We start from the raw sequence: 25468 nt of genomic DNA, 5'->3' as shown, positions 1-25468 counted from the left end.
CCGGGGGCGAAAATGGTTTCGACGGGGATGTGAATCCAGGATAAGCGAGTCGTTGACGTCTATCAACGCTAAAAGAGACATTTAAAGTAAACGCAAAAGATAACAATTACGCTTTAGCTGCGTAGCAATAACGTGGCTTGTTCTCTCTTAAGTTCCTGCGCTTAGGGGATGAACACCATAATCAGCAGGGAACTACTATTGGGGCTCTCCGACCTCTAGTAGACTAATTGGAGATAGCCGAACTGGAATCCTGTCATTGGGAGTCTGGCTAGGCGAAACTTTAAAACAGTGACTGCACTCGGAGAAGTTCCTGGTGAAGCATTTTCGGACGTGGGTTCGACTCCCACCGCCTCCACCAGCAAAGGTCACAATGGTATCAACAGTTATATCATTGTCACAAACGATTATCCTATTGACATAAGTCTGAATGATCTTCTTTTGATCGTTCAGGCTTTTGTTTTTTATATCCGTATCTTTTTCAAGGTAGCCTCTTATCATAGCTTCAGTAGGGAGGTGGATATCAAGCTGTAGCTTGGCCTCGGCCAGTCTTAAGCTAAGTCCGGACTTCTTCTGCTCCAGGGAATCCATCTTTTCTTTCATGGAAGTATGGAACATTCCGCTTGCTATGGCGTTCACTATATTATCTATTTCAGCACTTACGCTAGAAAGCTCTTTTTCTATTAGAGCTATGTCTTTAGATATTTCACTGGATTGAGTTTCAGCATACTCAGACACGTGGTTTACGATATTCTCTATAGCAGAAGGGGAGAATACATCTTCTACAAGCTGATCTATGACCAAGGCTTCTATATACTCCTTGCCTACAGACTTCATATCGCAGCCCTTAGTACGCTTTCTAGTAGAGCACTCATAAGACTTATAGAGAGTCTTGTTTCTTCCGGCTTTCTTTCTATTGCCTGTCATAGCACCGCCGCACTTGCCACAGAATAGAAGTCCACTTAAAAGATATATTTCTCTTGCAGAGTTAGCACCTCTTTTATTGTCGCTCATTTTTTCACATACCTTTATCCAAGTTTCATCATCTATTATACGAGGCATACCGTCCTTGATCTTTATTATCTCGCTCTCGTCTTTGGACTTCCTGTGAGTCCTCTTGTCTCCTGTTTTTCGGGCAGTTCTGTTGAATACATAGGTTCCAGTATACTTTTCATTTTTCAATATGTCATGCATACTGCTTCTAGAGAAGAGCTTGCCAGTCTTGGTTCTGAAGCCTTCACTATTCAGCTTTTCACCAATTAGTGCATAACCAGAGCCGTTGATGTACATATCGAATATAATCTTTACAGACTTAGCCTCAGCTTCATTTATGACATAGGTCTTATCAGGGGCTACATCATAGCCTAGAGGGGCCATTCCACCAGTATGCTTGCACTGTAGAGCCGTCTCTTTCATTCCCTTCATTACTTCACGTGCAAGGTTGGCAGAGTAGTACTCGGCCATACCCTCCAGCACAGACTCTAGTATAATGGCTTCAGGGCTGTCGTCAAGGTTCTCTAGAACAGAGACAAGGCGTACACCATTCTTTTTCAAATGGCGCTTGTAGAAGGCACTGTCGTACCTATTACGGGCAAACCTGTCTAGCTTATGAACTATTAATACATTGAACAGCCCAAGGTCGCTGTCCTTTATCATTTGAAGGAACTGAGGCCTATTATCTGTAGTTGCAGAGCGTGCTTCATCTGCATATACTTTAACTATTTGAATGCCATTCTTTTCGGCATATTCTTTAATGGCCCTGGTCTGGGCTTCAATAGATTCTTCTCTCTGGTTGTCGCTAGAGTATCTAGCATATACTGCTGCTTTCATATATAAAACTCCTTTCGTGAGAACGTATGTTCGATTAAAGTTTAAAATAAAAGTCACTAGATATACTCTAGTAACTTTTGAGTTATGGTTCAAGGTTGTTGATATTCAGATGTTGAATATGAGTATAGCATATCTTAAATCTAAATAAATGCAAATATTTAGATACTTGTTACTCAGACCTAAAAGGTACGGATTGTATTTTATCACTATAAATCATAACTTCGGATCCTTGTTTACTTGTATGAGCAGTATGTCTCAAGCTATATACCTGCTTGTCAAATTTAGAATAGATATCTTTGATTTTTGAATTATTATCATAAGTAACAACCCAATTAAGCTGTTTTGATTTTTCTATAACTCTGGCCAGGGCTTCATGGTCATCATGTTTAAAATGGTTTAGATATAGCCCAGGTCCTTTCTCATAATAAGGGGGGTCAAAGAATATAAAGGTATCTTTTCTTTGACGTGAAACTACTCGTTTAAGAAAGTAGGAAGCATCGTAATTATAGAATGAAATATTGTTTTTATGTTTTGATATTTCTAAAATTCTATCTATTAAATCTTTTTTGTTAAACCTACAGTCTATTTTATAATTTCCGTTCTGAGATTTACCTCCTATTGGACCAGCAGCTATAACTCCAGATCGATTAGTTCTATTCAAGAAGAAAGTTGAAAATCCTAGACTAAGAAGAGATTCAATTTCTTTATTGTTCTGAATTCTCTTTTGTATATTCCATTGGTCTACGGTGATAGGTGTTTCAACAATAAGTTTGCATAGTTCATCAGTATGATTAAGGACACTATACCAAAAGGCATATATAGACCTGTCAATATCATTTAAAACTAGCTTAGAAACGACACCTTGCAAAAGAAGGGTTATGGCCAGCCCACAGCCACCAGCGAATGGCTCTACATAAGTACATCCATCCAGGTTATTCTTTGAAATTAAATCTTTTGTATAGCTGTATAGTTTGCTTTTCCCACCAGGATATCTAAGTGGGGAATTGCTTAGGATATTGGACATAAAGTAGCCTCCTTTTGGCAATAGTAATTAATATCTAGCAGCGTAAAGTCTTTTTTCAAGAATTTTAAGTCCTTCAACAAATGAAGTTATAAATTTAGAGAGCTCTTGGCTTTTATCTTCTTCAGAGTAGTAACTATATATGATATCAGTTTTCTCAGCAAAAGTGAATAAGTCTTCGGAAATGTTCCTAAGGTCATCATTATCAAAGTTTTTAGAATCTAATATAAGGTGCTCTTCAACATATCTCTTGGTATAATGAGTAGTTTCTGGATTTCTATCTAGGCTTCTCCAAAAAGTCTGATTGTCTCTAATGAAATAGTCATATAGGATTCTATAAAGGTAAGACTCTGGAGGAAAATAGTTAGGAAGAAATACGACGTTGGGCTCAGTATTTCTGGTACTTAAGCTTCTTAATAGTGGAGTAAACGATAAGTTTTCTGATACCTTTACTTTCGTTTTGCTCCTGGCATCACCATCTAAAACTATACACACATTATTGAAGTAAGAATCTTTTTCGTTCAATTTAAGGAGGTTATCACATCCAAGCTGAACGTCCACTATATCATATTTACTTAAGTTAAAGCTACTTTCCAGAATACCTAGTCTTTGAGCAGCACCTATTAATAGAGAAAAAAGTCGGTTGGTGCTAGGGTCTTCAAAATAAATTTTAACTTTAGGAAGTACAGGATTTGATTCTATAAATAAATCTGCCTTTAAAGATTTGTAATTGTCTACTTCACTTATAAATGGAGCTATAGGATCTTTTAGATAGACTAGTTTATAGAGTTCGGGGTTACTTTTTTGAAGTCTAAGAATTTCCTTTAAAATAGTCAAGGAGTGAGTGCTTACAATTACTTGCAAGTTGAGCTCGTCTGAAAGTTTAACTAATAATTCCATTAATTTAAGTTGTGCATATGGGTGTAAAGAAACATCAACTTCATCAATACAAAGGATACCACCCTGATATTCAGGATCTTTAGAAATTACAAAAAAATCTACTAAAGCACTTATTATATTGCCTAAATTATCTTGACCAATAGACTGGGTTAGTGATGTTGCACTAGATATGTCCATATAGTAAGAAGTTTTTTCAATCTTATGCTTTTTTATTATAGATAAAGAATCTACATCACTAGCAATAGACTTTTTAAGAACACTATTATACCAAGTTCTATACTCCTCGTGCCCTTGGTTTGATATTATACGGGAAGATTTATTTAAAGCACTAGTTTTAGCATCGCTTTCTCCGAGAGGATATAGTCTAGAAAGACTCAGATAGATAGTTGGCATAGGAACTCTTGCATCGGGCCCAATATTTAATTTTTCTTTAACTTCGCTTTGAGTTTCCTTAACAGTTTTACTGTCATCAAGATAATTACTAGTCCGAGGAATAATTCTAATTGCCCTATTAGAATTGCTATCGTCTTTTAATGTCAAAGACTTACAAAAATGATAAGAACTATCGCTAGGGTCTTTAGGGTTATTTACATATTCTAAAAAACATTTATAATCATCATTCAATTCAGATTCATTTATATGAAAAAAATCATAAAACTCAGGATGAAAAGACTGACCATTTTGGGCTTTAAACTTTTTAGTTCCAGATCCAGAAGAAATAAGAGAGAGTATATTTGACTTTCCTATTCCATTGTGTCCTGAAATAATAGTGAGACGCTTAGCTACGGGGATTTCTATATCATTTAAGTTTCTAAATTTATCTATATAAAGCTTTTTAACGAACATATTAGAATGACTCATAAACAACCTCCTATTGACTAAAATAAAAATGATTAAAAAAACTTCTCAAACACCCCCAGAGGCTCAAAATAAACTACATAGCCATCTACTGTAGCAAACAACCCATGCTTTTCCCTGTAGTAATTCAGAGCGCTTTCTATAAACTCCTCAGTCACGCCCAAGAACTCTGCAAGTTCGTGCCTATTTCTCACCCCTGATTTATAGGCGTTCACTAGGTCTGCAAGACCTACAAGCTTTTCATAGCCCCAGTTGCGGGCTGTTTTCTCAAGCTTTCTATTGATGACTTCCGACTGATCCAGTATGTCCCCAGCAGTGGTGTAGTGGTGGCCTAGCTCCTCTGCTATTACACAGGCTTTTTCAGTAGTACTGAGCTTATCATTTACTACAACAACTCCATCGGCATAGAGGCCCTTTAGATTGTCAGACAGGGGAGCCTCTATGACTTCGACTTCTTCTTCATATTCAATTAGCAGCTTTTCGTACATAGGAATCCCCCTGAAACTAGTTATTTAAGATAAATCTATTTATCCAATTCAGACACTCTTAACTTGAGTTCGGTTGAAAAGTCATATAGTTGATCTAGATTTTCGAAGTCGAACCTAACTTGATTCATATCTTCATCAGGAATCACAATGTACTTAACATTTTCTCTCAAGTATAGTCTGCAAAGCCACTTTCTAGTATTGTTATCTAGAAGTATTCCGAAATAGCTTCGAGTATCTTTGTAGCTAATTCTACTAGAGTCTACACAGTCTCTAAGTGCAGACTTTATTATTGTATAAGCTTCTAGCTCTTCGAGAGTGGTTACTATTTCATCACTAGGATTAGAAGCAGGCTCTTCTTCAGTACTTGAATCAAGAGTTTGCTCACTGACGCTGTTTTTATCATCAGAGCTGTGGTTTTCAATAACTTGCTTGATTTTATCGCTTATGAGTTCATTTACGAACTGGTTTAGCGACTTCTTAATTATAGGTCTGAATTTATCGATAACACCTTGAGTCCTTACTCCAGAGTATATGTTTGTAAGTATGTGCTTTATAAAATCTTCGGTTGGATTGTCAAATTGATCTCCAATAAAGCTTTTTATCATACCTGAGTACTTAAGTTCAGACGCAGCATCAGTTATTTCTTCCATGTCGAAATTCTCTTTATGGAATTTTTTCAGCTCAGAGATGTCGCTATCTTTAATGTCTAAAAGGTTAAATTCAAAGAAAGGGTCTTCATCCATCTTATTTGGCTCGTCAAGGTCAGTGTAGAACCTATAAACTACTCCGTTAGTGAGTATTGCGAACTTAGCTTGAGTAGTTCCGAAGTACCTGAATAGCTGAGAGTCATGCTTTTCAAGCTTTTCTCCTACCCACTTGGCTTCGATAAGAATAGAAGGGAGTCCATCTTTGAGTATAGCAAAGTCAACTTTTTCTCCTTTTTTTATTCCTACATCCGCTGTGAACTCAGGTGTAAATTCACCTGGATTAAAAACATCATATCCTAGCATTTGAAAAAAAGGCATAACTAACGATGTCTTAGTAGCCTCCTCTGTTCCTAAAGTGCTTTTAAGAGCCTCAGCTCTTTTAGAAAAACCTTTTAACTTTTCTGAAAAATCCATTTCTATTCCCCCTGTATTTGATATGTAGCATATCTATTTTTAATGCAATAATACTTAGGATTACTTTTATAACGTATATTTCCACCTGTTTCTATAAATAAGCTGATATGAATATCTCATATCAGTAGCTTATTAAAACTATTTGTTATACTCTTCTAACAACTTTAGAATGTCCTTAGAACATCAAGTTCCTTTAGGATGAAGCTCTTTGCACCTTCCTAGAGTACAAGCCCCTGTCATATCCTTTATATCGGAAAGGCTCTTGGCTCCATTATCTATAGCGCCAACTATCTCTTGCTCGGTTACATTGGAGCAGTAGCATATTAAATTAGACATAGAATCAGTCCTTCTTCCTTTTACTGCCCCTTTTTTTGTTTCATCTTCCTGACCATATCTTTGAAGTCTTCGATCATCTTCTTTTCTTCTTCAGTAAACTCCTCACCGTCATGGTGCGCTGCTATGGTTACGATTTCTTCTTCTCCGTTCGGGTCGTCTGTTCGGCACAGGAGGTAATCGGTTGTGACACCGTAATAATTTGCTAAGGTATTCAGTGTTTCTAAATCTGGCTCGCTAATTTTTCTTTCATATCCAGATAAAGTCTTGTTGTTAATGCCGGTATCTTTACTGACTTGCGTTTGGGTCGCTCCTTTCAATTCTCTAGCTTCTTTCAATCGTTTTGCTATATCCACTTCAAGCCCTCCTTCATTAGATATCATACTAATATTATACCCGATTTCTTTAAAACAAAGATTTTTTTCTTAAAAACTTTGAAAAATGTATTGACTTCTTAGATTATAAGAACTATACTATGCATAAGGTCTTAGTAATTAAGAAGTTGCTAAGGTGTGAATTTTGACAAAGGAGGTTTGAAATGGAACCTTTATATAAAAAACTTAGAGAATACAGAATCTCTAAAGGCATAACTCAGACCCATATTTCGAGGATGACAGGCATATCCAACGCTAAACTTAGTAGCATAGAGAATGGGAATACAGAGTTAAAAGCAGATGATTTTATACTTATAGCTGTGAAAGGATTTGGAGTGAATCCTTCTTTTTTTACAGATGGAGTCTTAGAAACTAAGAAAAAACAGTTATTAAAGGAGGCATAACATGGATAATTTAATCAACATCAAGAATGAGGATGGTAAATCAGCAGCAGAAGAAAAGAAGCAATTAGTAGTAATAGACGAAAGGGAATTACTAGGTAAGCAGTTCAGAATTTATGGAGATGTAGAAAATCCGTTATTTTTAGCAAAAGAGGTTGCAGAGTGGATAGAGCACAGTAATTCAAGGATGATGCTACAAGGTGTAGACGAAGATGAAAAGGTAGTAAGGAATGTTTACACCCTTGGAGGTAATCAGGAGCAATGGTTTCTAACGGAGGACGGAATGTACGAAGTCCTTATGCAATCTAGGAAGCCAATAGCGAAGCAGTTCAAGAAAGAGGTCAAAAATATACTTAGGACAATCCGAAAGCATGGAGCTTATATGACAGATGCGACCATAGAGAAGACGCTTACAGATCCAGACTTCATAATCGGACTGGCGACAGAGCTTAAAAAGGAAAGGCAAAGAGCAAAGGAACTGGAGCTGACAACCAAGAAGCAGGAGCAGATCATAGGAGAACTCAAGCCTAGTGCTGATTATACAGACAGGATACTTAAAAACAGAGGGCTAGTAACCATAACTCAAATAGCTAAAGACTATGGAATGAGCGGTACGGCAATGAACAAGCTTCTAAACGAATTGAAGATACAGTACAAGCAAAGTGATCAATGGTTGTTATACAGAAATCACAGTGGCAAGGGATACACTCACTCAGAGACTATAGATATAACTAGGAGTGATGGAAGACCAGACATAAGTATGATTACGAAGTGGACTCAGAAAGGGAGATTGTTTCTGTATGAAGTGCTGAAGGCCGAGGGCTATGTACCAACAATAGAGAGGAATTAAGGGGGTGAGGGGATGGAAAATCAAAAAGAACCAGAGATATTTACGTTTGATTATGGGACGGTCAATTTAGAGAAGCTTATTTTGACAAATGATACTGAGTTGGTTGAAAAGCTTAAGGCTCAAGGCAACATTGGGATACTGTTTGAGCCAAAAGCATTTGAAGAAATAGACGTTAAGAATGATTGTCTTATCTATCTGGTTGGTGTTTCTTGGGATAAAAATTTAGGGAGGTAAGAAAATGGAAGGCGGAAACTTAAAAATCAAAAAAGTTATGACGGAAAAAGCAGAAGAGGCCTTAGTAAATATCATATTAGAGCAAGTAAGAAAGAATGGCATGACAATTTTGAATGTAGAGGAAGTAACCACTAGAGTGATTAGTTATTTAGAGTCAAATGCAACTTTGAGTGAAAAAGACTCAGAGCAATCTGAGTCTCTCTTGTAGGACTAGTAAAAGCTGTATCGGTATTGTCCGCCGCCACGGACTACTAGATACCAGCGACCTGTGCCAGAAACAGTAATGTTAACGGGTGTTTCTCTGTAGTGACCGCCATGATACTTGAAGCGTTGACCTCGCTGAAATTTTTGGAAATTCAATGAATCTACCAAAAAGACATCAGAGGCATGCTGTAGTTCGACTTTTACACTCAGGGTCCCTTTACTATCTGCGTAAGGAATTTTGCTCATAAATTGTCACCTCCTTCCGGTCTAATAATACCCTTAACTGGAAGGAGATAACCAAGAATAGAGAGGGAGGATGAAAATGAAGACGGCCATAGTAAGCAGAAAGTACGACAGGTCTTCAGGTAAGCAAATAAGTGTAGAAGTCCGGGAACATAAGGATGTGGACGAGAAGGAGTTCTACAAACCTATAGTTGAAGTTTTCGGGAAGGACTTTCTAGAAAAATGGAAGAAAGGGGAGCTGAAATAAAAAATGCTAAGCAATAATCAGATACACGCAATACAGAATGAGCTCTTGAATAGGCTTACAGATCTAAAACATAAGGCAAAAGAAATGGAACTAGAAGTCTACAGCTACAAGTATAAAAAGAAAAAAGCAATAGAAAACGGTAATGTCGATGAAGCTGAATACTTTGAAACTTTAGAAAAGTCGTGTGGTGATATGGCTAAGAGCTACGAGGCTAGAGCTGCGGAAAATATAGAGTTGCTAGGTGTTTTAGCGAATTGTCTTGAAAGGGGTTAGTGATATGGAAGAAATGATAGCGGTAGGGATAGCGATAGGTTTTGGAGACTTCTTTGCAAGAAGGCTCCTAGCCTACAACAAGAAAAAGAAAAAAATTAGAATTATAGAAGAAGAACTGGAGAAAAGAAAAAAAGCCCACGTGCAAGGACACGAGGACTTCATAAAAGATCAAAAACAAATTTCATGACCCAGTATATCACACTGGGGGCGGGAGGAAAAGAAAAATGATAGCTAAAGTATTGGTTAACACACCGGATTTGAGTTATGAAGAGTGGCTGAAATATAGAACCAAAGGAATAGGAGGATCTGACTGCGCAGCTATAGCGGGAATGAATCCATGGAAAAGTCCAATATCGACTTACAGGGACAAGATAGGAGAAGGAGAGCCTATACCAGACAATGAACGTATGAGGATAGGAAGAGATCTGGAAGACTATGTGGCTACAAGATTTGAAGAGGCTACAGGGCTTAAGACAAGAAGAAGGAACGCAATACTATACCACCCGGAGCACGAGTTCATGCTGGCGAATGTAGACCGGCTGGTAGTCGGGACTGATGAGGGGCTTGAATGCAAGACCACTGGTTCTTACAGCAAGAAGGAATGGGAAGAGGGCATACCGCAGCACTACGAGCTCCAGTGCCACCACTATATGGCAGTCACAGGCTACAAAGCTTGGTGGATAGCTTGCTTAATCGGGAACGAGCAATTCGTCTGTAAGAAGATAGACAGAGACGAGGACATAATCGACTACTTGACAACTATAGAGAAAAATTTCTGGGAGAATCACGTTCTCAAAAGAGAAATGCCAGCACCAGATGGGTCCGATGACTCAGGGGAAATTATAAAGATGATGTACCCGAGAGCGGTCCCAGAAAGCTCGATAGACCTAGAAGAGAGTTTTATAAAAAGTCTAGAAAGGCGAGACGAGATAGCTGGACTGATAAAAAAGCTTGAAGTCGAAAAGAAAGAAATAGAGCAGAAAATACAACTAGAGATGGGTGAAAATGAAAAAGCTACAGTTGGAGAACGGCTCATAACTTGGAAGTCTGTTGAGAGCTCTAGAATCGACTCAAAACGATTCAAAAAAGACCATCCAGACCTATATGCCCAATACACAAATAAAAACGAATACAGACGTTTTAAAGTCAAATAAGAGGGGGAGCATAAAATGAGTAATCTTAAAAATCAATTAGCAAATAAAGCAGGGGGTACGGCTACTAAGAAGCAGCCGCAGACAATGCAGGACTGGATAAAGGTAATGGAGCCTCAGATAAAGAAGGCGCTGCCAAGCGTAATTACCGCAGAGAGATTTACAAGGATGGCACTGACGGCTATAAGTACTAACCCCAAGCTTGCAGAGTGTACGCCTGAAAGCTTCATGGGGGCACTGATGAATGCTGCGCAGCTGGGACTCGAGCCAAATACACCATTGGGACAGGCTTATTTGATACCCTACGGCAAGAGCGTTCAGTTTCAAGTTGGTTACAAAGGCCTTATGGAGTTGGCTCAGAGAAGTGGACAGTTCAAGAGCATATATGCTCATACAGTCTACGAAAATGATGAGTTCGAGGTTGAGTATGGACTGACTCAAAACATAGTTCATAAACCAAACTTTGATGACAGAGGAAAGCCAATCGGGTTTTATGCGGTCTATAAGCTTACAAATGGCGGGGAAAACTTCGTATTTATGACTCAGAGAGAGGTCGAGGAGTTCGGAAAAGCCAAGTCGAAGACATTCAACAATGGGCCTTGGAAGACAGACTTTGAGGCTATGGCTAAGAAAACTGTTTTAAAGCAGCTGCTGAAATACGCTCCAATAAAAGTAGAGTTCCAGAGAGAGATAGCTCAGGACGCAACTATAAAGACAGAGATAGCGGAGGATATGACGGAAGTGCCTGAGGAAATGGTGGAAGCTGAGTATGAAGTGGTAGAGCAAAATACAATGGCCGAGGACGCGGACCTGAAAGGGACTCCATTTGAGACGAAGTAAGGAGGCGAGCAATATGATTAGGGTAAAAGAGATGGACAAAATGACATTGCTAGGCGAGGAAGTGAAGCTTGGAGGTAAGTGGATTAAGATAGAGACCGAGTACGGAGCTTTGATTTTGACAGAAGGGCAGGCACGGGAGCTATGCATAGGCCTAGAAAGGACCTTGTATTGCGAGCCAACTTACGACGATCTAGCGGACGAGGTTATCGCGCTGGTGCAGAAAGTCGAGGACTTGGAGAGTGAGCTGGAAGGTTACAGGGAAGAGCCTATTAGATATGTGACGGTTAGGATATAGGGGCCTGCGAGGGCTCCCTTAAAGAAAGATGCTTTTTAGAAAGGAGAAAGAGAATGGCAAGGTTTAGACAGGTATATACAGAGTTCTGGAATGACTCAAAAGTTATAGAAGAAATGACACCAGAGGATAAGTTTTTCTTTCTGTATCTTTTGACTAATCCAAATACAACACAGATAGGTATATATGAAATTACGAAAAAACAGATGGCCTTCGAAATGGGATACTCGACAGAGAGTGTAAATGCACTTATGGATAGATTTGAAAACCATCACAGAATAATAAAGTATAACAAAGAGACTAGGGAAATCTGTATACTAAACTGGGCTAAGTTTAATCTAGATAATCAGAGTAAGCCAGTCATGGACTGTATAAGGTCAGAGATTTCTAAAGTGAAAGACAGAAGGTTATTGCTTTATATAGCCCAAAATATATCTAAAGACACTATAAGAAATTTATTTTTAGACGAAGGCGAGTTATCCACAGGCAATACGGGCCGTGGTACGGGTCGGGGGCAAGAACAAGAAGAAGAACAAGAAGAAGAACAAGAAGAAGAACAAGAAGAAGAACAACAACAAGAAAAAGACGAATCGGAAAAAGATCCTGTTGTTGTTGAAAAAGAACTAATTCAATCTGTTATGGAAATACTGGACAAGAAAGTTGATTATCAAAGTGCAAAAGTAATCTTAGAAGCAGCTAGCAATAATTTGTCTATTGTCAAAGACAAATACCAGATAGCTAAAGCTACCGGATATAGAAACTTAGGAGGATGGATGGTAAAAGCGATTAAGGAAGACTGGAAGATGCCTGATAAAAGCAAAGGTTCTAACTTAAGTAGCTTTCATAACTTCGAACAGCGCAGCTCCAAGTACACCAACGAAGAACTAGAGAGAATGATTAGAAGCAACTAAAAGCAGACAGGAGAGATATGATGATAGTATTCGAGATACCTGGAGAGCCCATAGCAAAAGCGCGCCCACGTGTAACCAAATGGGGAGTACATACTCCGGAAAAGACAAAGAACTATGAAGTGCTGGTAAAGGAGCTGTATGCAATTAATCACGGACAGACAATGCTTGAGGGAGAACTGGGAATAAGGCTTAAACTTTATTTCCAGATACCCAAGTCGGCTAGCAAGAAGAAAAAGCAGCTTATGATGGACCAAGAGTTAAGGCCGACCAAGAAACCAGACTTGGATAACTGCATGAAGTCAATCACTGATGCTTTAAACGGACTGGCCTATAAAGATGACAGCCAGATAGTAAGCGCCACTATAGAGAAATATTACTCAGACATGCCAAGGGCAGAAGTTGAAATAAAGTCTATAGAGAAAGATGAGGGATAAAAAATGAAAAAGAAATTAGCAGCAGCTATTATAGCAACAGGACTAATGGTTTCATTAGTAGGGTGTAGAGAGTCAGACAGAGTTTCATACAACCTTTCAAAACAAGCGGATAATTTCAACGTTGTACGACAACTAACAGTGGTAAATGCCATACAAGGCGACGTACTGTTTCAAATGACGGGAAAGCTATCAATCGAAGAAATAGAGAATCAGCTTGAAATAACAGTAGAAGATGGCGACGGGACTTATAAAAAGCACTTTGTGGGTCTAAGTGATAACGTGACTTATGTAGTGGAGCAGAAGAGTGATGTGTACGTAGACAAATATCAATACACGCTCAACTACAATCCTAAGATGTGGATACCAGTTGAGCCGGAAAATATAGATTAGAGACAAAAAGAGGGAGAGCAAAACCATGGAAAAAGCGGTTGAGAGAATAGTAGAAGGGTACTTCAAAGGAGAAGATTTAGTGGAACTCATAGAGTCAGCAAGAGAAGAGTTGCAGGAGGTGGAGTAGGTGATAACACCAGAAAAGACGCTCATACTGATCTTAATCGCTCAGGCTTTATGGGTCATACTCGCCATACTCATTGCAGTTCGAAGTCGGAGAAAGTAAAACTAGAGGAGGAAGTGGAATGAAACAGGGAAAGAAACCAACGTCGAGACAAAAGCAGCTCATGACAGACGAAAGACTAGACTGCAAACAGTGGCTGGTGACAAAAGACACTCCTAATCTGATGGAGATAGTGAACAGGCACAATGGCCTGGTAAAAGAAATACAAAAATAGGGAGGCAATCATAAATGAAAAATATAAAAGTTAGTATAAAGATAGAGGGAATAGCTAAGAACACTGTGATTATGAGCGAGGAAAATGCAAAGGACGCATATGTAGCGATAAATAGAACGCTAGCGCAGTTCCTGGATAAAGGTTTGAGAGCTGCAACTCCTACCAGGAGAGAGGACACTCCACCGCAGAGACATGATCTTCAAGTTGAGGTAAACGGAGACGTGGCAAAAAAGGCTTTAGAAGGTGCACTGGATAGCTTAAAAGCTCCACTGAAGCCAAAACAAAAGGAGCTCGAGAGCAACAAGGATAGTAACAGAGATGGTCGAAAGACGCTAATAGCCTTCAGATGCGAGGACTGTGGGAAAGTAGGGTTTGCAGTATTGGCAGAGGGTGAGGTAGCTATATGCAGAGAGTGCGAGAATGCAATTTTACTAGGGGACCTTGTGCCGGTATACGCCAAGTGCCCAAATTGCGGACACGCCTACAACTTTAAGGTCAAGGGAGATTGGATGGACTTTTACAAGTGCAAGAAGTGCGAAAGCCCAATAGATCTGGAGATGCACAAGAAAGAGAGAAAACTAGTTAGCATGGATGCTAGGGGGTAGGACATGGAAAAGGACAACAGGAAGAGATATGAAATCGAATGCCCAGAATGCGGAAAGATACTGTGGGCTTGTAAATCCTTATTTCAAGAGATGGGAATGCTAGATGCAGGGCACGGAAGTTGCATGGAGTGCGGAACATTCCTAAACCTCACGCTAGATAAAGAAAATGACAGAATGATAGCTATAAGGTTCGAGGAATACAAAGAAAAGAAACTGAAAGAGAGGGCGGCGAAATGAGCGTAGCAAAGGTACTTGGGTTAATTAGAAATATAGACCTGTACGAGATAGCCGTATCGATTGGTCTTTTGACATATTCAATCTTACTGATAAGGGGTGAATATCTTTTATCTGTGAGAGCTCTACTATGGCTAGTAGTCTTACTATTAAGTTCGATAAGGAGTGAGTTGGCTAGTCAAAGAAAATCTAAGGATATCATTATAAACTTAAAGTAGGTAAACCGGGTCTGTATCTTAGACCCGGAATTTACGTTGAAAGGGGAATGTGAATGTACAACATGACAACTAAGGATCTAGAGAAAACACTTTCAGAGTATGAGGTTATAAAAGCAGCTATAAAGAACAACAAGATAAAGCTGGAGAGCCTGAGATATGAAGATGGCTTGACAGGAATATCGTACGACACAGAGCCTACTTCAAAAACCAATAAGTTCAGTAGTGCTACTGAGAATGTAGCCGAAAGGAATATCCAAATGGAGGAGAGGCTAAAAAGAAGGATAGCTACTGAAGAGAATAAGATAAAGATGATAGACAATGCACTAGAGGGGCTTAATGATATGGAAAGAGTCATAGTGGAGGAGTTCTACATAAACGGTCTTGAGTGGTGGAAAGTTGCAGCTAAAGTATGCTACTCAGAAGGATGGTGTAAGTCTACTAGAAATAACGCCATAAAGAAAATCCTCTATAGCATAAATGGGGATTAATTTGAAATGAGTCAGGAATGAGTCACGATTGAGTCATAAACCACCGATTACTGTACGAATCCTGACCGATTTGTGACCGATGGGTCTGAAAATCTGTGTTATTATAGTATCATGGAAAAAGTTGAATAGAGAAAAAGGCACTCGAAAGGGTGTCTTTTTTCGTGTGGAAAAATGGGGTGGTGGTGTGAAAACTCAAAAATTTAACGAAAAGCAAAGGACATTCATAACGGAATATCTAAAGGATAAGAATGCGACGCAGGCTGCTATAAGAGCTGGATATAGCGAAAAAACTGCATATAGCCAAGGACAACGATTGTTGAAGAAAGTTGAGATAAAATCAGCAATTGATAATTTACTCGAAGAAATAAGAGAATCAAATATAGCTGAAGCTAAAGAAATAGAGGAGTTTCTATCTTTGATGATGAGAGGTGAAATTCAAGAAGATGCAGTTGTAGTTGAGAGTCTTGGGGACTTTGAAAGCAAAGCTCGCATAATAAAAAAGCAGGCTTCAGCTAAAGATAGAATAAAGGCCGCAGAGCTTCTAGGGAAAAGATACGGAATTTTCACAGATAAATTGGATGTATCGGGAGAGCTAGGAGTTCAGATATTGGATGATATAGAAGATGAATAGGATGAGACTTAGTAATATAATAGCTAAGCCTTTTCAAAGGGTTCATAAATCCATAAAGAAAGAAGAGCATAACCAGTACTGGCTTAAGGGAGGAAGAGGGTCTACTAAATCATCTTTTGTAGGTATTGAGATAGTACTTGGCATAATCAAAGACCCTAATGCTAATGCGGTAGTTTTCAGGCGATATCAGAATGAGCTGAGAGATACAGTCTATGGGCAAGTAGAGTGGGCAATAAATAAGCTTGGAGTTGAGAGCTACTTTACATGCAATGTGTCTCCAATGCAGATTGTCTATAAGCCTACAGGACAGAAGATAGTGTTCAAGGCGGCGGATAGCCCAGGAAAGGTGAAGTCTATAAACCTGGGTAAAGGCTATATCAAATATGGCTGGTTCGAGGAGTGTGACCAATTCAGGAACTATGCTGAGATTAGAAATATAATGCAGTCACTCCTTAGAGGAGAAGGGAATCATAAAAGAACGGTGTTCTTTACTTATAACCCTCCAAAATCCTCTAGGTCATGGGTGAATCAAGAGGTAAAGCTCTCAAGAGAGGACCGATATGTGCATCATAGCACCTATCTGGATGTTCCACCTGAGTGGCTAGGAGAAACTTTTATAGCTGAAGCCGAACACTTGAAGAAAGTCAATGAGATGGCATACAGGCACGAGTATCTTGGGGAGGAAACAGGTACAGGTCTAGAGGTATTTAACAATGTGTCAATTAGGGCTATATCTGATGCAGAGATACAGACTTTCGATAAAATACGTACAGGACTTGACTGGGGATACTCTGTGGATCCGTGCTCAGTAAGCAGAATGCATTACGACAGCACTAGGAAGAGGCTTTATGTATTTGGAGAGATATATAAGATAAATCTTTTTAACGATAAGTTGGCCTCTATGATTCAAGATAAGGGTTGGAACAACAGAGTCATAATAGCAGACTCCGCAGAACCTAAATCTATAGCTGATTTAGCGAGACAAGGGATTAAAATCAGAGGGGCAAAGAAAGGACCAGGAAGTATCGAGCATGGCATAAAGTTCTTACAAGGTTTAGAGGAAATAATTATAGATGATATCAGGTGTCCTAATGCGGCTAGAGAGTTTATAAACTACTCTCTTGATATTGACAGCAGAGGAATGGTCAAAGTGAATTTCCCAGACAGAGACAATCACTATATTGACAGCGTAAGGTATGGGCTTGAAGACGACATGAAAGACAGCAAAGTAAAGACGATAAGCAAGTCATCGTTTGGATTGTAATTGGAGGTTAGGAAATGATAAGAACAGAAAAGGAAGATCTGGACAGTAAAGAAATATTGAAGCTGATAGAGACGCATAAAAAAGGGCTCTCAAGACTTCAGAAACTGGAAAACTACTATAAGGGTCTGCACTCGATAACAGAAGGGACCAAGGACACTGAAAAGCCGGACAACAGGCTCGTCAACTCATATCCTAAGTACATTGTAGATATGCATGTGGGGTATCTAGTGGGCAATCCTGTATCATATAGTGCTGTAGAAGCCACAGAAGCCTCTATAGGTGGCTTATCTCTGAACGAAGGCACGAACGGTAGTGGAGATACTGAAATGCTCTTAAATGAGCTCACAGAGCTTTACGACTATAACGACGAACAGTCCCTCAATAGCGAACTGGCTACAACGGCCGGAAAGCTTGGAATAGCATACGAGCTTCAGTATATAGACAGCCTCAACAATATAAGGCTGACTGAGATAAGTCCGCTTGAAAGTTTTGTGGTATATGACAATACACTGGAGAACAATATAAAGTTTTTTATGAGGTACTATGCTATAGATAAAGACGTATTAATAGATGTATATACAGCTAAGGAAATAATAAGCTATAAGCAGATAGATGGAGCTGAAGAGTTAACTCCTATAGGGAGAAGGCCGCACGCCTTCAACGACGTTCCGGTGAGTGTTTATTCAAATAACAAAAGTGGACTGGGAGATTTCGAGCCTGTAATGGCTTTGATAGATGCATATGACAGAGCTCAGAGTGACACTATGAACGATATGGACCAATTTACAGACTCCTACTTGGCACTTCATGGAGCTGAAAATACTGATCCAGAAGATATAACCAGAATGAAGAAAGACAGAGTGCTGTTGCTTCCAGAAGGAGCGAATGCTTCATGGCTGATAAAGTCAGTCAACGATACCTGGGTGGAGAACTTCAAGATGCGGATACGACAGGACATACACAAGTTTTCAAGTACGCCAGATCTTTCAGATACAGAGTTTGGGGGAAATATGTCGGGTGTTTCGCTTTCGTACAAGCTGCTGCCGTTTGAGAATGCCAGAAAGAACAAGGCTCGGAAATTCAAGGTGGGGCTACAGAGGCGCATGGAGCTTATATGCAATTACTTGAATTTCACCAAAAGAGCAAACTACGACTATACGGGCATAGATGTCCGGTTCAACAATACCCTTCCGCAAAACGTGTTCGAGTTGAGCCAGACACTGCTAAATTTATCGACGTTTGCATCGAAAGAAACGCTGGTCGGGCAAATACCTTTCGTGGAAAACCCAAAAGCTGAACTTGAAAAAAGAGCTGCAGAGCTGGATGATGAAATACCATCATCTATAGATATGGCGTTTCAAAATAGCGGAGACGGTATAGATGGCGAAGAATAGTCAGCAATACTGGGATGAGAGGTCAAGACAGAGGATAGACGAGTCTATGTTAGAAGCCGGCAATCTGAATAAGCTCCTAAAGGAAATATACTCCGACTCACTTTCGAACATAGAAAAGGATATAAGCTACCTGTATGCCAAGTATGCGGGCAAGGTCAATCTAAGCTACAAGGAAGCCAGTAAACTTATAAAAGGGTCTGAGTACAGACAGTGGCGCAGAGATATAGATGGTTATCTGAAACTGATAGACAAAGCGGAGGGAACTCAAAGAGAGTCTCTGATACTTGAACTGGAAACCTTGGCTTCGAGATCAAGAATTACAAGGCTGGAAGCTCTGAAGGCTCAAATTCAAGCCCATATAATAAATATGGGTATAGAAGAGGAAGAGCTTCTGTACAAAGGCATGAAAAAAGTGTACGAGGAAAGTTACTCAGCTGTGCTCTTTACCGATGCCAAGATGACCGGCGCCACACTAGCGACGAACTATGCAAAGCTGAACGAAGACTATATAAGGCAGGCTATATTGACCCCTTGGAAAGGGAGAAACTTTTCAGACTCCATATGGGACAACAAAAGAGAACTGCTGAGACAGCTTAGAATATTGACAGGACAGAGTCTTCAGGAAGGGAAGAGCGTGGCTTTTCTTTCGGAACAACTTAGTGAACGAATGGGCGTGGGGTATAGAGATGCCAAAAGATTAGTTGTTACAGAGATAGCGAATGCATCCACACAGGGCGACCTTGAAGCGTATAGGAGATTAGGAATAAAAACCTATATATACAGGGCCAATCTCGATAGCAAGACATCTGATATATGCAAAAGGCTAGACGGAGAGGAGTTCAAGATATCCGAGGCCAAGACGGGAGTGAACTACCCTCCAGCACATCCAAATTGCAGGTCCTATACAGTGAAGGGTGGCGAGCAGTCAGAGGGCACGAAGCTTTCAAAGCAGTCTGATGGTAAGTACATCGAGATTGACAGGAATATGGGATACAGAGAGTGGCACAGTAGGTACTATAAGCCTACAGGCGGCGGAGATTGAAAAATCGTAAAATTCGCGAGTTGAGTTCGAAAGAAAGCAAGATAAAAGTTTAGACGACCTTTTCAAGAAAATGATAGTGGGAGGGAAGCCTTTCATAGAGCAACTGGATAGTATAGAACTGTACTGAATATAAACATTTAAAGCAATCCTAAAAGGGGTTGTTTTTATTATGCCCTTTTACCTGTTGTGGGCTTTAAAGAGCAACTTGGAAATAAGCCTATGGGCGTAGAATAGGGGGAGTGTACATGAAATACAATCAAGCTAAGATAGAAAAAATCAATCTACAGCTATTTGCAGAACCTGGAGGAGAGCCTGGATCGGACCCTGCACCGAATCCGGAACCGACCTCAGATATAGAACCGGAGCCAAAACAAACTTTCACTAAGGAAGAGGCGGAAGCTATAGCTTCAAAAAGATTGGCAGAGGAGCAGGCTAAGTGGGAGAAGGAGTATCAGGAGAAGCTTGAAAAAGAAAAGGCTGAAGCTGAAAAACTGGCAAAAATGAGTGCAGATCAAAGAGCTAAGGCTGAGTTTGAAAAAGAGCAACAGAAGTTCGCAGCAGAGAGAGAGGCTTTTGAAAAAGAAAGGCTTAATCTAGAAGTTAGAAAACAGTTATCTGATAATGGACTTGATCAAGATTTTGCTACATTCTTAATAGGGGTAGACGCTGAATCAAGTTTAAAAAACATAAATCAATTCAAAGAAGCTTTCAATAAAGCCGTTGAGTCTGAAGTACTGAAGAAGCTTGCTGGAGAACCACCGAAAGCCGGGGGTGGAGCATCAAACGACAATTTGACATATTCACAGATGATGGCAAAACAAAATAAATAATTAGGAGATGAAACTATATGAAAATAAAAAAATTAGGCTTCAATTTACAGCTATTCGCAGCTTCACAATTTGATTCGAAAAACTTTAATCCAGAGTTATTCGGAAAGTATGTAGATACGATACCGAAGCTCAAAAGAAATGAGCTCCTGAAATCGGGAGCTATAAAAGCGGCTCCTCAATTCAAGGATATGATGAGCGACCAAGTAGGCGGGAACTATATGACTGTCCCTCTGTTTGGAACTATAGGAGGGGAAGCCCTAAACTATGACGGATCTACCGACATAACGGCTGATACTTCCAAAACATATTCGCACTCGAGAGTAGTAGTTGGGAGAGCTAAAGGATGGATAGAAAGGGATTTCAGCTACGATATAACTGGCGGAGTGGACTTCATGGACAATGTTGCGAAGCAGATATCAAGCTACTGGGATGAGATAAACCAGACACTGTTATTGTCTATACTAAAAGGTGTATTTGGAATGACTGGAACTGAAAACAAGAAATTCGTTGACGGACATACATTCGACATCTCCTCAAGTCCAACTGGAACATTTTCACCGACTACATTGAATACGGCGCTTCAAAGAGCTGTAGGGCAAAACAAAGCTAAGTTTTCAGTGGCTGTAATGCACTCTCAAGTGGCTACCAATCTAGAGAACTTGCAGCTATTAGAGTATCTTAAGTACACTGACAGCAGTGGGGTTCAGAGGGATCTTACACTGGCCACTCTCAATGGGAGGACAGTTCTAATAGACGATTCTATGCCAGTGGAACACGTACATGCTATAGGGGCTAAGACAGCAGATGTAGCTATAGATGATGCAAAAACTTACTACACTAGAAGTGGAAGTGCCGGCTCTTATATATATACTCCTGTGGATAATCCTATAGTAGGAGAAATAGGAAATTACTACGAAGTGAGCACAGAAGCATACGACAAATATACAACATATATTTTAGGCGAGGGCGCATTTGAGTTTACCGATGCGGGAGTTAAAGTTCCATACGAGATGGATAGAGATCCTAAGATAAATGGAGGTCAGGATACTCTTTATAGCAGACAGAGGGTTTGCTATGCACCTTATGGGATATCCTTCACTAAATCTTCTATGGCTTCACTGTCTCCTACAGATGCTGAACTGGAAATGGGGGCAAACTGGGAGCTTGTAAACGACAGTGCGGATACAAAGTCTTATATAGACCATAAGGCTATACCGATAGCGAGAATTATAACTAGAGGATAGGAGGCTGATGCCATATGATTAATAAAATAAAGACACTGCTAAATATCACAGACAGTAGCCAAGACGAGCTACTGTCTCTTTATTTGGACATAGTTAAGCAAAAGGTTTTGAACTATTGCAATAGAGAGGACATTCCTTCAGGACTTGAGCTTATAATAGTCGAGATAACAGCAGATGAGTTCAGGGCTAAGACTAGAAAAAACGCCATCGAAAGCGGAGAAGAGACAGGAGCCGTTTCTAGCATTAAGCGTGGCGGTATGCAGATAAACTATGAATCTTCTTCGAGTGAGTCTAACTACAACAAACTTACTGGTGGTGGTGCGGAGTTTATAGCCAACTACCAGATACAGCTTGACAGGTTCAAGGTAACGAAAGAAAAGCGAGTGAGATTCATATGACAGAGGCAGAAGTTTTAGCTACCCTTTACACCGACATTTGTACTATCAGCAGGAGTTTATCGGGAGCTGATTCAGATGGATTTGACAGTTTTTCCGAGGCTGTTGTCTATGATTCAATTCAATGTGGAGTAGACTTTACTAGAGGCTCTACAGAGGGGATCAAAGACTTAACCCAACCCATAGCATACCTAGCTGAGCTATATGTCAAACCAGACATATCTATTAAGGCTGGAGATAAAGTTGTGGCTACCGTTCAAGACAGAACATACAAGTTCATAGCGGGGGAGGGAATATACTTTGCATCTCATGGACAGATACCTCTAATAAGAGAGGGGAATGCCTAATGTTCAGCTCTAAAGGCTGGGATGAGGAAGAAAAGCGACTTGCTAAAATAGCCATAGTGTTTGATGAAGAGATACGAAAAGGTATGGATGAAGTTGGTTTTGAAATGAGGGATATCGCTAGAGATGAAGCGCCTTATGCTACAGGGACATTAAAGCGTTCGATTAAATTTGATGGAACTGAGAGAGAAGGTGAAACTTACAAGGCGGTCTTGTATTCAAATCTTGAATATGCACCGCACGTGGAGTACGGTCACCGTCAGGAAGTTGGGAAGTATATTCCGGCTCTAGGAAAGACTCTGGTGAAGAGATATATAAAAGGTTTCTATTTCATGCAAAAAGGCAAAGAAGCTGGGAAAAAGCAGCTAAAGCCGGCTATGGTTAGAGCCATTAAAAGAGCTAAAGAGAGGCTTGAATATGTATGATTACAGTGAATGATATATATAAAGAAATAGCGAGGGTTTTGAAAGTTACATTCCCTATGTCAAAAGTATACAGGGACACAATAGAGAGTCTCGTAGTGCCAGCATTCAATATACAGCTTGTCGTATATAATACAGTCGGCTTTTCAGAAAAAGTGATAAATCGGAAAGCTAAACTGGACATAGTATATTTGTCTGAATCAAATACAAGGGAGTCTCTAGAGGCAGCTGAAAAGCTCACCTCTCTTTTCATGCCATCTTTTAAGATAAAAGATAGACACATAACTATGAATGAAAGTCCTGAGGTGAAGATCATAGACAAAGACCTTCACTATCTGGTGACATTTGATTTCTTCGACACCTTTGAGAAAATAATAGTAAATGACGATGGAACTATCACTGTGGTAGACACAGGTAAACCCGAAGTGGACTGGGAAAGCGGAAAGACACTAGAGCTTATGGAGCGATTGTTTGTAGATGGAGAAGAACAAATAGAATAGGAGTGATTTAATGCCAACAATAGGTATGCCTCAGGTGCAGATAAATTTTGCATCTAAAGGCCTTACACTTATACAGAGAAGTGCCAGAGGTATTGTACTTATGATACTGAAAGACAGTACCAATGCGTCAAAGAGGACTTTCGAGTACTCGTCCTTGATAGATGTAAATTCAAGCGATTTTACAGCAAAAAACTATGAGTATATATCTCAGGTTATGATGGGAGCGCCATATAAACTCATAGTTGAAACTATGGACCCTACAACAGGAACATTACAGGACTTAGTCACTAGGATAACCAACAAAAAATACAACTATATATGCTACCCAGGAGGAGCTTCGATAGACAACGCTGCTCTAGTCAGTTTCATAAAGAGTGAAAGAAACGTGAAGCAAAAGACTGTGAAGCTGGTTACGAATCAGCAAGTAGCCGATGACAGAGGAGTTATAAGTTTTGACATGACTAGAGTTACTGTGGGAGACATAGACTACACAGGACAAGAGTACACAGGACGTATAGCAGGTATACTTGCGGGGTTAAGCCTTGAAAGGAGTGCCACTTTTTACGTGCTACCTGAGGTGACTTCAATATCGGAGTACTCAGATCCAGATGCAGCTATAAATGCAGGCTCTTTAATTCTCGTAAACGACGGAGAGAAGATAAAGATAGCCAGGGCGGTAAACACACTTACTACCTATACAGCCAATATCGGAGAGGATTTCAGCAAGATTAAGATCATCGAAGGGATGGACATGATAAAGGACGATATAAGAGACACGTTCTTTGACTATTATGTAGGAAAGATAATAAACAGCTACGAGAATAAGCAGCTGTTCCTAGCGAATATTAATGGCATCTACTTCAAAGAGCTTGAGGGGAATGTTCTAGAAAACAGTTACAACAACTATGTAGATATAGACTTAGAAGAGCAGAGAAAGTACTGCATATCAAAAGGTGAAAATGTGATAGATATGACAGAACAGGCTATAAAAATGTATCCTAGTGGCTCTAAGGTATTTGTATCAGGAAAGATAAAGCTAGTGGATGCTATGGAAGACTTGTTCTTGAATGTAGCTATATAAGGAGGATTAAACAATGTCGGATAAGTTAAGAGGTCTCCGGGTTCTAAGTGGAGCCCATGGAACAGTGCATTGGGACGGAGAACCTATAATGGAAGTTGAATCGGTTAATGCAAAGGTAATAGCAAATAGAGAGGAGATAATATTCGGAATGGACGTAGACTCCAAGGTCCATAGCTACAAGGGAGAGGGAACTCTTATAGTTAAACATGTTTACTCAAGAGGAAAGAAGAAGCTATTAGAGGCAGTAAGGGACGGAAAAGACTTCAGAAGCACCCTATCGGTAGCCAATGCTGATAAAGATGCAGTAGGGGGACAGATAGAGCGTACTAATCTTTCTAATGTCTGGTTTAATGAGTTTTCACTTACTGGGTTCGAACGCGGAGCAGTAACTAAAGAAGAGTTTCCTTTCGGATTTACACCATCGGATGCACAGATAGCAGAAGCGATACTTTAAGGAGGATTTAAATATGGACAAAAACTTACAAACAGAACTAAATAAGAGATCAGTTCTTTCAGCTAAGGATCTTATTGCCAAGAAAGGTCTTATAGAAAAAAAGAAGACAAAGAATATAAGTATAGAAGTTTCAGAGCTTGGAGTTATGATTTTTAAAACACCAACAACTGAAGATCTTATGGATGCAAACGAGTACTCAGGAAGGGCCCAAGATTTTCTAGTATTCAACTGCTCGGTAGAACCTAATCTGAGGAATCAAGAATTGCAAGAGGCTTTCGGAGTTGCAACGCCAATAGAGATAGTTCGGGAGCTGCTTCTTCCAGGAGAGATACACAATATAGCAGAGCTATTAAGCTCATCAGCAGGGTTTAATGATGAATCGGCGAAGTTGGTAAATGATATAAAAAACTAATGCGCAAGGACTTGGACTGTGTGATTATACACGAGCTACTAAAGAAAGGGCATACACTTGATTATGCCCTAAATCTAAGTCCTTGGGAAAAAGCGATATATGAAGCTAGTATCACCTTAG

General features: G+C 39.7%; 38 protein-coding genes, 1 other RNA gene and 1 pseudogene. 32 read left to right on the top strand and 8 right to left on the bottom strand.

Features of this window, described 5'->3' with window-relative positions; genetic code table 11:
* The first annotated feature begins 2 nt into the window (after positions 1-2).
* Both ssrA and EUAN_RS12850 read left to right on the top strand, forming a co-directional pair.
* Positions 3-358, top strand: a transfer-messenger RNA (tmRNA) gene (gene ssrA / locus EUAN_RS06235).
* Between the two features lie 353 nt (positions 359-711).
* Entirely contained in the window at positions 712-951 is a 240-nt protein-coding gene (locus EUAN_RS12850; protein ID WP_071062820.1) for a hypothetical protein, read from the top strand.
* Here the strand turns inward: EUAN_RS12850 and EUAN_RS13055 are convergent.
* The 7 genes and pseudogenes from EUAN_RS13055 to EUAN_RS06200 all read right to left on the bottom strand — a co-directional run.
* Positions 844-1827, bottom strand: a pseudogene (locus EUAN_RS13055) (recombinase family protein); the annotation flags it as partial. The gene EUAN_RS12850 and the pseudogene EUAN_RS13055 sit on opposite strands and share 108 nt — an antisense overlap.
* Before the next feature lie 169 nt (positions 1828-1996).
* Positions 1997-2851 carry a DNA adenine methylase gene (locus tag EUAN_RS06220; protein WP_071062819.1) on the bottom strand — a complete coding sequence of 285 codons (855 nt, stop codon included), beginning with the start codon at positions 2849-2851 and terminating at the stop codon, positions 1997-1999.
* A gap of 27 nt (positions 2852-2878) precedes the next feature.
* Positions 2879-4609: an ATP-dependent nuclease gene (locus tag EUAN_RS06215; RefSeq protein WP_084655792.1), complete on the bottom strand. Its 1731-nt coding sequence runs from the start codon at positions 4607-4609 to the stop codon at positions 2879-2881.
* 32 nt (positions 4610-4641) lie between these two features.
* The gene (locus EUAN_RS06210; RefSeq protein WP_071062818.1) at positions 4642-5094 is read right to left on the bottom strand and encodes an ImmA/IrrE family metallo-endopeptidase; all 453 of its coding nucleotides are present in this window, start codon (positions 5092-5094) and stop codon (positions 4642-4644) included.
* Between the two features lie 35 nt (positions 5095-5129).
* Positions 5130-6215: a type I restriction endonuclease gene (locus tag EUAN_RS06205; RefSeq protein WP_071062817.1), complete on the bottom strand. Its 1086-nt coding sequence runs from the start codon at positions 6213-6215 to the stop codon at positions 5130-5132.
* A gap of 183 nt (positions 6216-6398) precedes the next feature.
* On the bottom strand, positions 6399-6551 hold the full coding sequence (locus EUAN_RS12195) for a (2Fe-2S)-binding protein (RefSeq protein WP_084655790.1): 153 nt from the start codon (positions 6549-6551) through the stop codon (positions 6399-6401).
* Between the two features lie 20 nt (positions 6552-6571).
* A complete protein-coding gene (locus EUAN_RS06200; RefSeq protein ID WP_071062815.1) occupies positions 6572-6904 on the bottom strand; it encodes a helix-turn-helix domain-containing protein in 333 nt (110 codons plus the stop codon).
* 182 nt (positions 6905-7086) lie between these two features.
* On the opposite strand from EUAN_RS06200, the gene EUAN_RS06195 reads away from it, so the two are divergent.
* From EUAN_RS06195 to EUAN_RS06180, 4 genes are read left to right on the top strand one after another with little or no spacing between them, the layout of a single operon-like run.
* Positions 7087-7326 (top strand): helix-turn-helix domain-containing protein, encoded by a 240-nt coding sequence (locus EUAN_RS06195; protein ID WP_071062812.1) that lies wholly within the window; start codon positions 7087-7089, stop codon positions 7324-7326.
* Between the two features lies 1 nt (position 7327).
* Positions 7328-8173, top strand: a complete 846-nt coding sequence (locus tag EUAN_RS06190) for a phage antirepressor (protein ID WP_071062810.1) — start codon at positions 7328-7330, stop codon at positions 8171-8173.
* 12 nt (positions 8174-8185) lie between these two features.
* Entirely contained in the window at positions 8186-8407 is a 222-nt protein-coding gene (locus EUAN_RS06185) for a hypothetical protein (protein WP_071062808.1), read from the top strand.
* 4 nt (positions 8408-8411) lie between these two features.
* Positions 8412-8615 carry a hypothetical protein gene (locus EUAN_RS06180; protein WP_071062806.1) on the top strand — a complete coding sequence of 68 codons (204 nt, stop codon included), beginning with the start codon at positions 8412-8414 and terminating at the stop codon, positions 8613-8615.
* Between the two features lie 2 nt (positions 8616-8617).
* On the opposite strand, the gene EUAN_RS06175 is transcribed toward EUAN_RS06180, so the two are convergent.
* Positions 8618-8857, bottom strand: a complete 240-nt coding sequence (locus EUAN_RS06175; protein WP_071062804.1) for a DUF1883 domain-containing protein — start codon at positions 8855-8857, stop codon at positions 8618-8620.
* A 76-nt stretch (positions 8858-8933) separates the two neighbouring features.
* On the opposite strand from EUAN_RS06175, the gene EUAN_RS12670 reads away from it, so the two are divergent.
* The 26 genes from EUAN_RS12670 (at position 8934) to EUAN_RS06050 (ending at position 25348) form a co-directional block, all read left to right on the top strand.
* Positions 8934-9101: a hypothetical protein gene (locus EUAN_RS12670; RefSeq protein ID WP_169817354.1), complete on the top strand. Its 168-nt coding sequence runs from the start codon at positions 8934-8936 to the stop codon at positions 9099-9101.
* Between the two features lie 3 nt (positions 9102-9104).
* Positions 9105-9374 carry a hypothetical protein gene (locus EUAN_RS06170; RefSeq protein WP_071062802.1) on the top strand — a complete coding sequence of 90 codons (270 nt, stop codon included), beginning with the start codon at positions 9105-9107 and terminating at the stop codon, positions 9372-9374.
* Positions 9375-9378: 4 nt separating this feature from the next.
* On the top strand, positions 9379-9561 hold the full coding sequence (locus EUAN_RS06165; protein WP_071062800.1) for a hypothetical protein: 183 nt from the start codon (positions 9379-9381) through the stop codon (positions 9559-9561).
* 37 nt (positions 9562-9598) lie between these two features.
* Positions 9599-10528, top strand: a complete 930-nt coding sequence (locus EUAN_RS06160) for a YqaJ viral recombinase family nuclease (protein WP_071062798.1) — start codon at positions 9599-9601, stop codon at positions 10526-10528.
* 15 nt (positions 10529-10543) lie between these two features.
* Positions 10544-11365 (top strand): recombination protein RecT, encoded by an 822-nt coding sequence (recT, locus tag EUAN_RS06155; RefSeq protein WP_071062796.1) that lies wholly within the window; start codon positions 10544-10546, stop codon positions 11363-11365.
* Positions 11366-11378: 13 nt separating this feature from the next.
* Entirely contained in the window at positions 11379-11660 is a 282-nt protein-coding gene (locus EUAN_RS06150) for a hypothetical protein (RefSeq protein ID WP_071062794.1), read from the top strand.
* 53 nt (positions 11661-11713) lie between these two features.
* The gene (locus tag EUAN_RS06145) at positions 11714-12568 is read left to right on the top strand and encodes a helix-turn-helix domain-containing protein (RefSeq protein ID WP_071062792.1); all 855 of its coding nucleotides are present in this window, start codon (positions 11714-11716) and stop codon (positions 12566-12568) included.
* A gap of 20 nt (positions 12569-12588) precedes the next feature.
* A complete protein-coding gene (locus EUAN_RS06140; protein ID WP_211266298.1) occupies positions 12589-13002 on the top strand; it encodes a RusA family crossover junction endodeoxyribonuclease in 414 nt (137 codons plus the stop codon).
* A gap of 3 nt (positions 13003-13005) precedes the next feature.
* The gene (locus tag EUAN_RS06135; RefSeq protein WP_071062790.1) at positions 13006-13392 is read left to right on the top strand and encodes a beta-sandwich lipoprotein; all 387 of its coding nucleotides are present in this window, start codon (positions 13006-13008) and stop codon (positions 13390-13392) included.
* A 245-nt stretch (positions 13393-13637) separates the two neighbouring features.
* On the top strand, positions 13638-13790 hold the full coding sequence (locus EUAN_RS12665) for a DUF6906 family protein (protein WP_169817353.1): 153 nt from the start codon (positions 13638-13640) through the stop codon (positions 13788-13790).
* Positions 13791-13804: 14 nt separating this feature from the next.
* Positions 13805-14395 carry a hypothetical protein gene (locus EUAN_RS06130; RefSeq protein WP_071062788.1) on the top strand — a complete coding sequence of 197 codons (591 nt, stop codon included), beginning with the start codon at positions 13805-13807 and terminating at the stop codon, positions 14393-14395.
* Between the two features lie 3 nt (positions 14396-14398).
* Positions 14399-14632, top strand: coding sequence for a hypothetical protein (locus tag EUAN_RS06125; protein ID WP_071062787.1), 234 nt, complete (start codon positions 14399-14401; stop codon positions 14630-14632).
* Between the two features lie 268 nt (positions 14633-14900).
* Positions 14901-15335, top strand: a complete 435-nt coding sequence (locus tag EUAN_RS06115; protein ID WP_071062783.1) for an ArpU family phage packaging/lysis transcriptional regulator — start codon at positions 14901-14903, stop codon at positions 15333-15335.
* Positions 15336-15456: 121 nt separating this feature from the next.
* The gene (locus tag EUAN_RS06110) at positions 15457-15966 is read left to right on the top strand and encodes a terminase small subunit (protein ID WP_211266297.1); all 510 of its coding nucleotides are present in this window, start codon (positions 15457-15459) and stop codon (positions 15964-15966) included.
* Position 15967: 1 nt separating this feature from the next.
* Positions 15968-17230: a PBSX family phage terminase large subunit gene (locus tag EUAN_RS06105; RefSeq protein WP_211266296.1), complete on the top strand. Its 1263-nt coding sequence runs from the start codon at positions 15968-15970 to the stop codon at positions 17228-17230.
* A gap of 14 nt (positions 17231-17244) precedes the next feature.
* Positions 17245-18624 (top strand): phage portal protein, encoded by a 1380-nt coding sequence (locus tag EUAN_RS06100; RefSeq protein WP_071062779.1) that lies wholly within the window; start codon positions 17245-17247, stop codon positions 18622-18624.
* Complete coding sequence (locus EUAN_RS06095) at positions 18611-19666, top strand: minor capsid protein (RefSeq protein ID WP_071062777.1); 1056 nt, start codon at positions 18611-18613, stop codon at positions 19664-19666. The genes EUAN_RS06100 and EUAN_RS06095 overlap by 14 nt, the downstream gene beginning before the upstream one ends.
* 245 nt (positions 19667-19911) lie before the next feature.
* Positions 19912-20496 carry a DUF4355 domain-containing protein gene (locus EUAN_RS06090; RefSeq protein ID WP_071062775.1) on the top strand — a complete coding sequence of 195 codons (585 nt, stop codon included), beginning with the start codon at positions 19912-19914 and terminating at the stop codon, positions 20494-20496.
* Positions 20497-20513: 17 nt separating this feature from the next.
* Complete coding sequence (locus EUAN_RS06085) at positions 20514-21740, top strand: phage coat protein (protein ID WP_071062773.1); 1227 nt, start codon at positions 20514-20516, stop codon at positions 21738-21740.
* A 14-nt stretch (positions 21741-21754) separates the two neighbouring features.
* Complete coding sequence (locus EUAN_RS06080; protein WP_071062772.1) at positions 21755-22138, top strand: phage head-tail connector protein; 384 nt, start codon at positions 21755-21757, stop codon at positions 22136-22138.
* A complete protein-coding gene (locus EUAN_RS06075) occupies positions 22135-22482 on the top strand; it encodes a hypothetical protein (protein WP_071062770.1) in 348 nt (115 codons plus the stop codon). Before EUAN_RS06080 ends, EUAN_RS06075 begins: the two co-directional genes overlap by 4 nt.
* Complete coding sequence (locus tag EUAN_RS06070; protein ID WP_071062768.1) at positions 22482-22904, top strand: HK97 gp10 family phage protein; 423 nt, start codon at positions 22482-22484, stop codon at positions 22902-22904. Before EUAN_RS06075 ends, EUAN_RS06070 begins: the two co-directional genes overlap by 1 nt.
* On the top strand, positions 22901-23401 hold the full coding sequence (locus EUAN_RS06065) for a phage tail terminator family protein (protein ID WP_071062767.1): 501 nt from the start codon (positions 22901-22903) through the stop codon (positions 23399-23401). Before EUAN_RS06070 ends, EUAN_RS06065 begins: the two co-directional genes overlap by 4 nt.
* A 10-nt stretch (positions 23402-23411) precedes the next feature.
* On the top strand, positions 23412-24482 hold the full coding sequence (locus EUAN_RS06060) for a phage tail sheath subtilisin-like domain-containing protein (protein WP_071062765.1): 1071 nt from the start codon (positions 23412-23414) through the stop codon (positions 24480-24482).
* Between the two features lie 13 nt (positions 24483-24495).
* Positions 24496-24936 (top strand): phage tail tube protein, encoded by a 441-nt coding sequence (locus tag EUAN_RS06055; RefSeq protein ID WP_071062760.1) that lies wholly within the window; start codon positions 24496-24498, stop codon positions 24934-24936.
* Between the two features lie 13 nt (positions 24937-24949).
* Positions 24950-25348, top strand: coding sequence for a phage tail assembly chaperone (locus EUAN_RS06050; protein WP_071062758.1), 399 nt, complete (start codon positions 24950-24952; stop codon positions 25346-25348).
* Positions 25349-25468 lie beyond the last annotated feature (120 nt).

It is taken from the genome of Andreesenia angusta (genome assembly GCF_001855385.1).
In the GTDB taxonomy this organism is placed as follows: Bacteria; Bacillota; Clostridia; order Tissierellales; family Gottschalkiaceae; genus Andreesenia; species Andreesenia angusta.
Note: the sequence above shows the minus strand (reverse complement) of the source record. Positions and strands in the feature narration are given on the sequence as shown.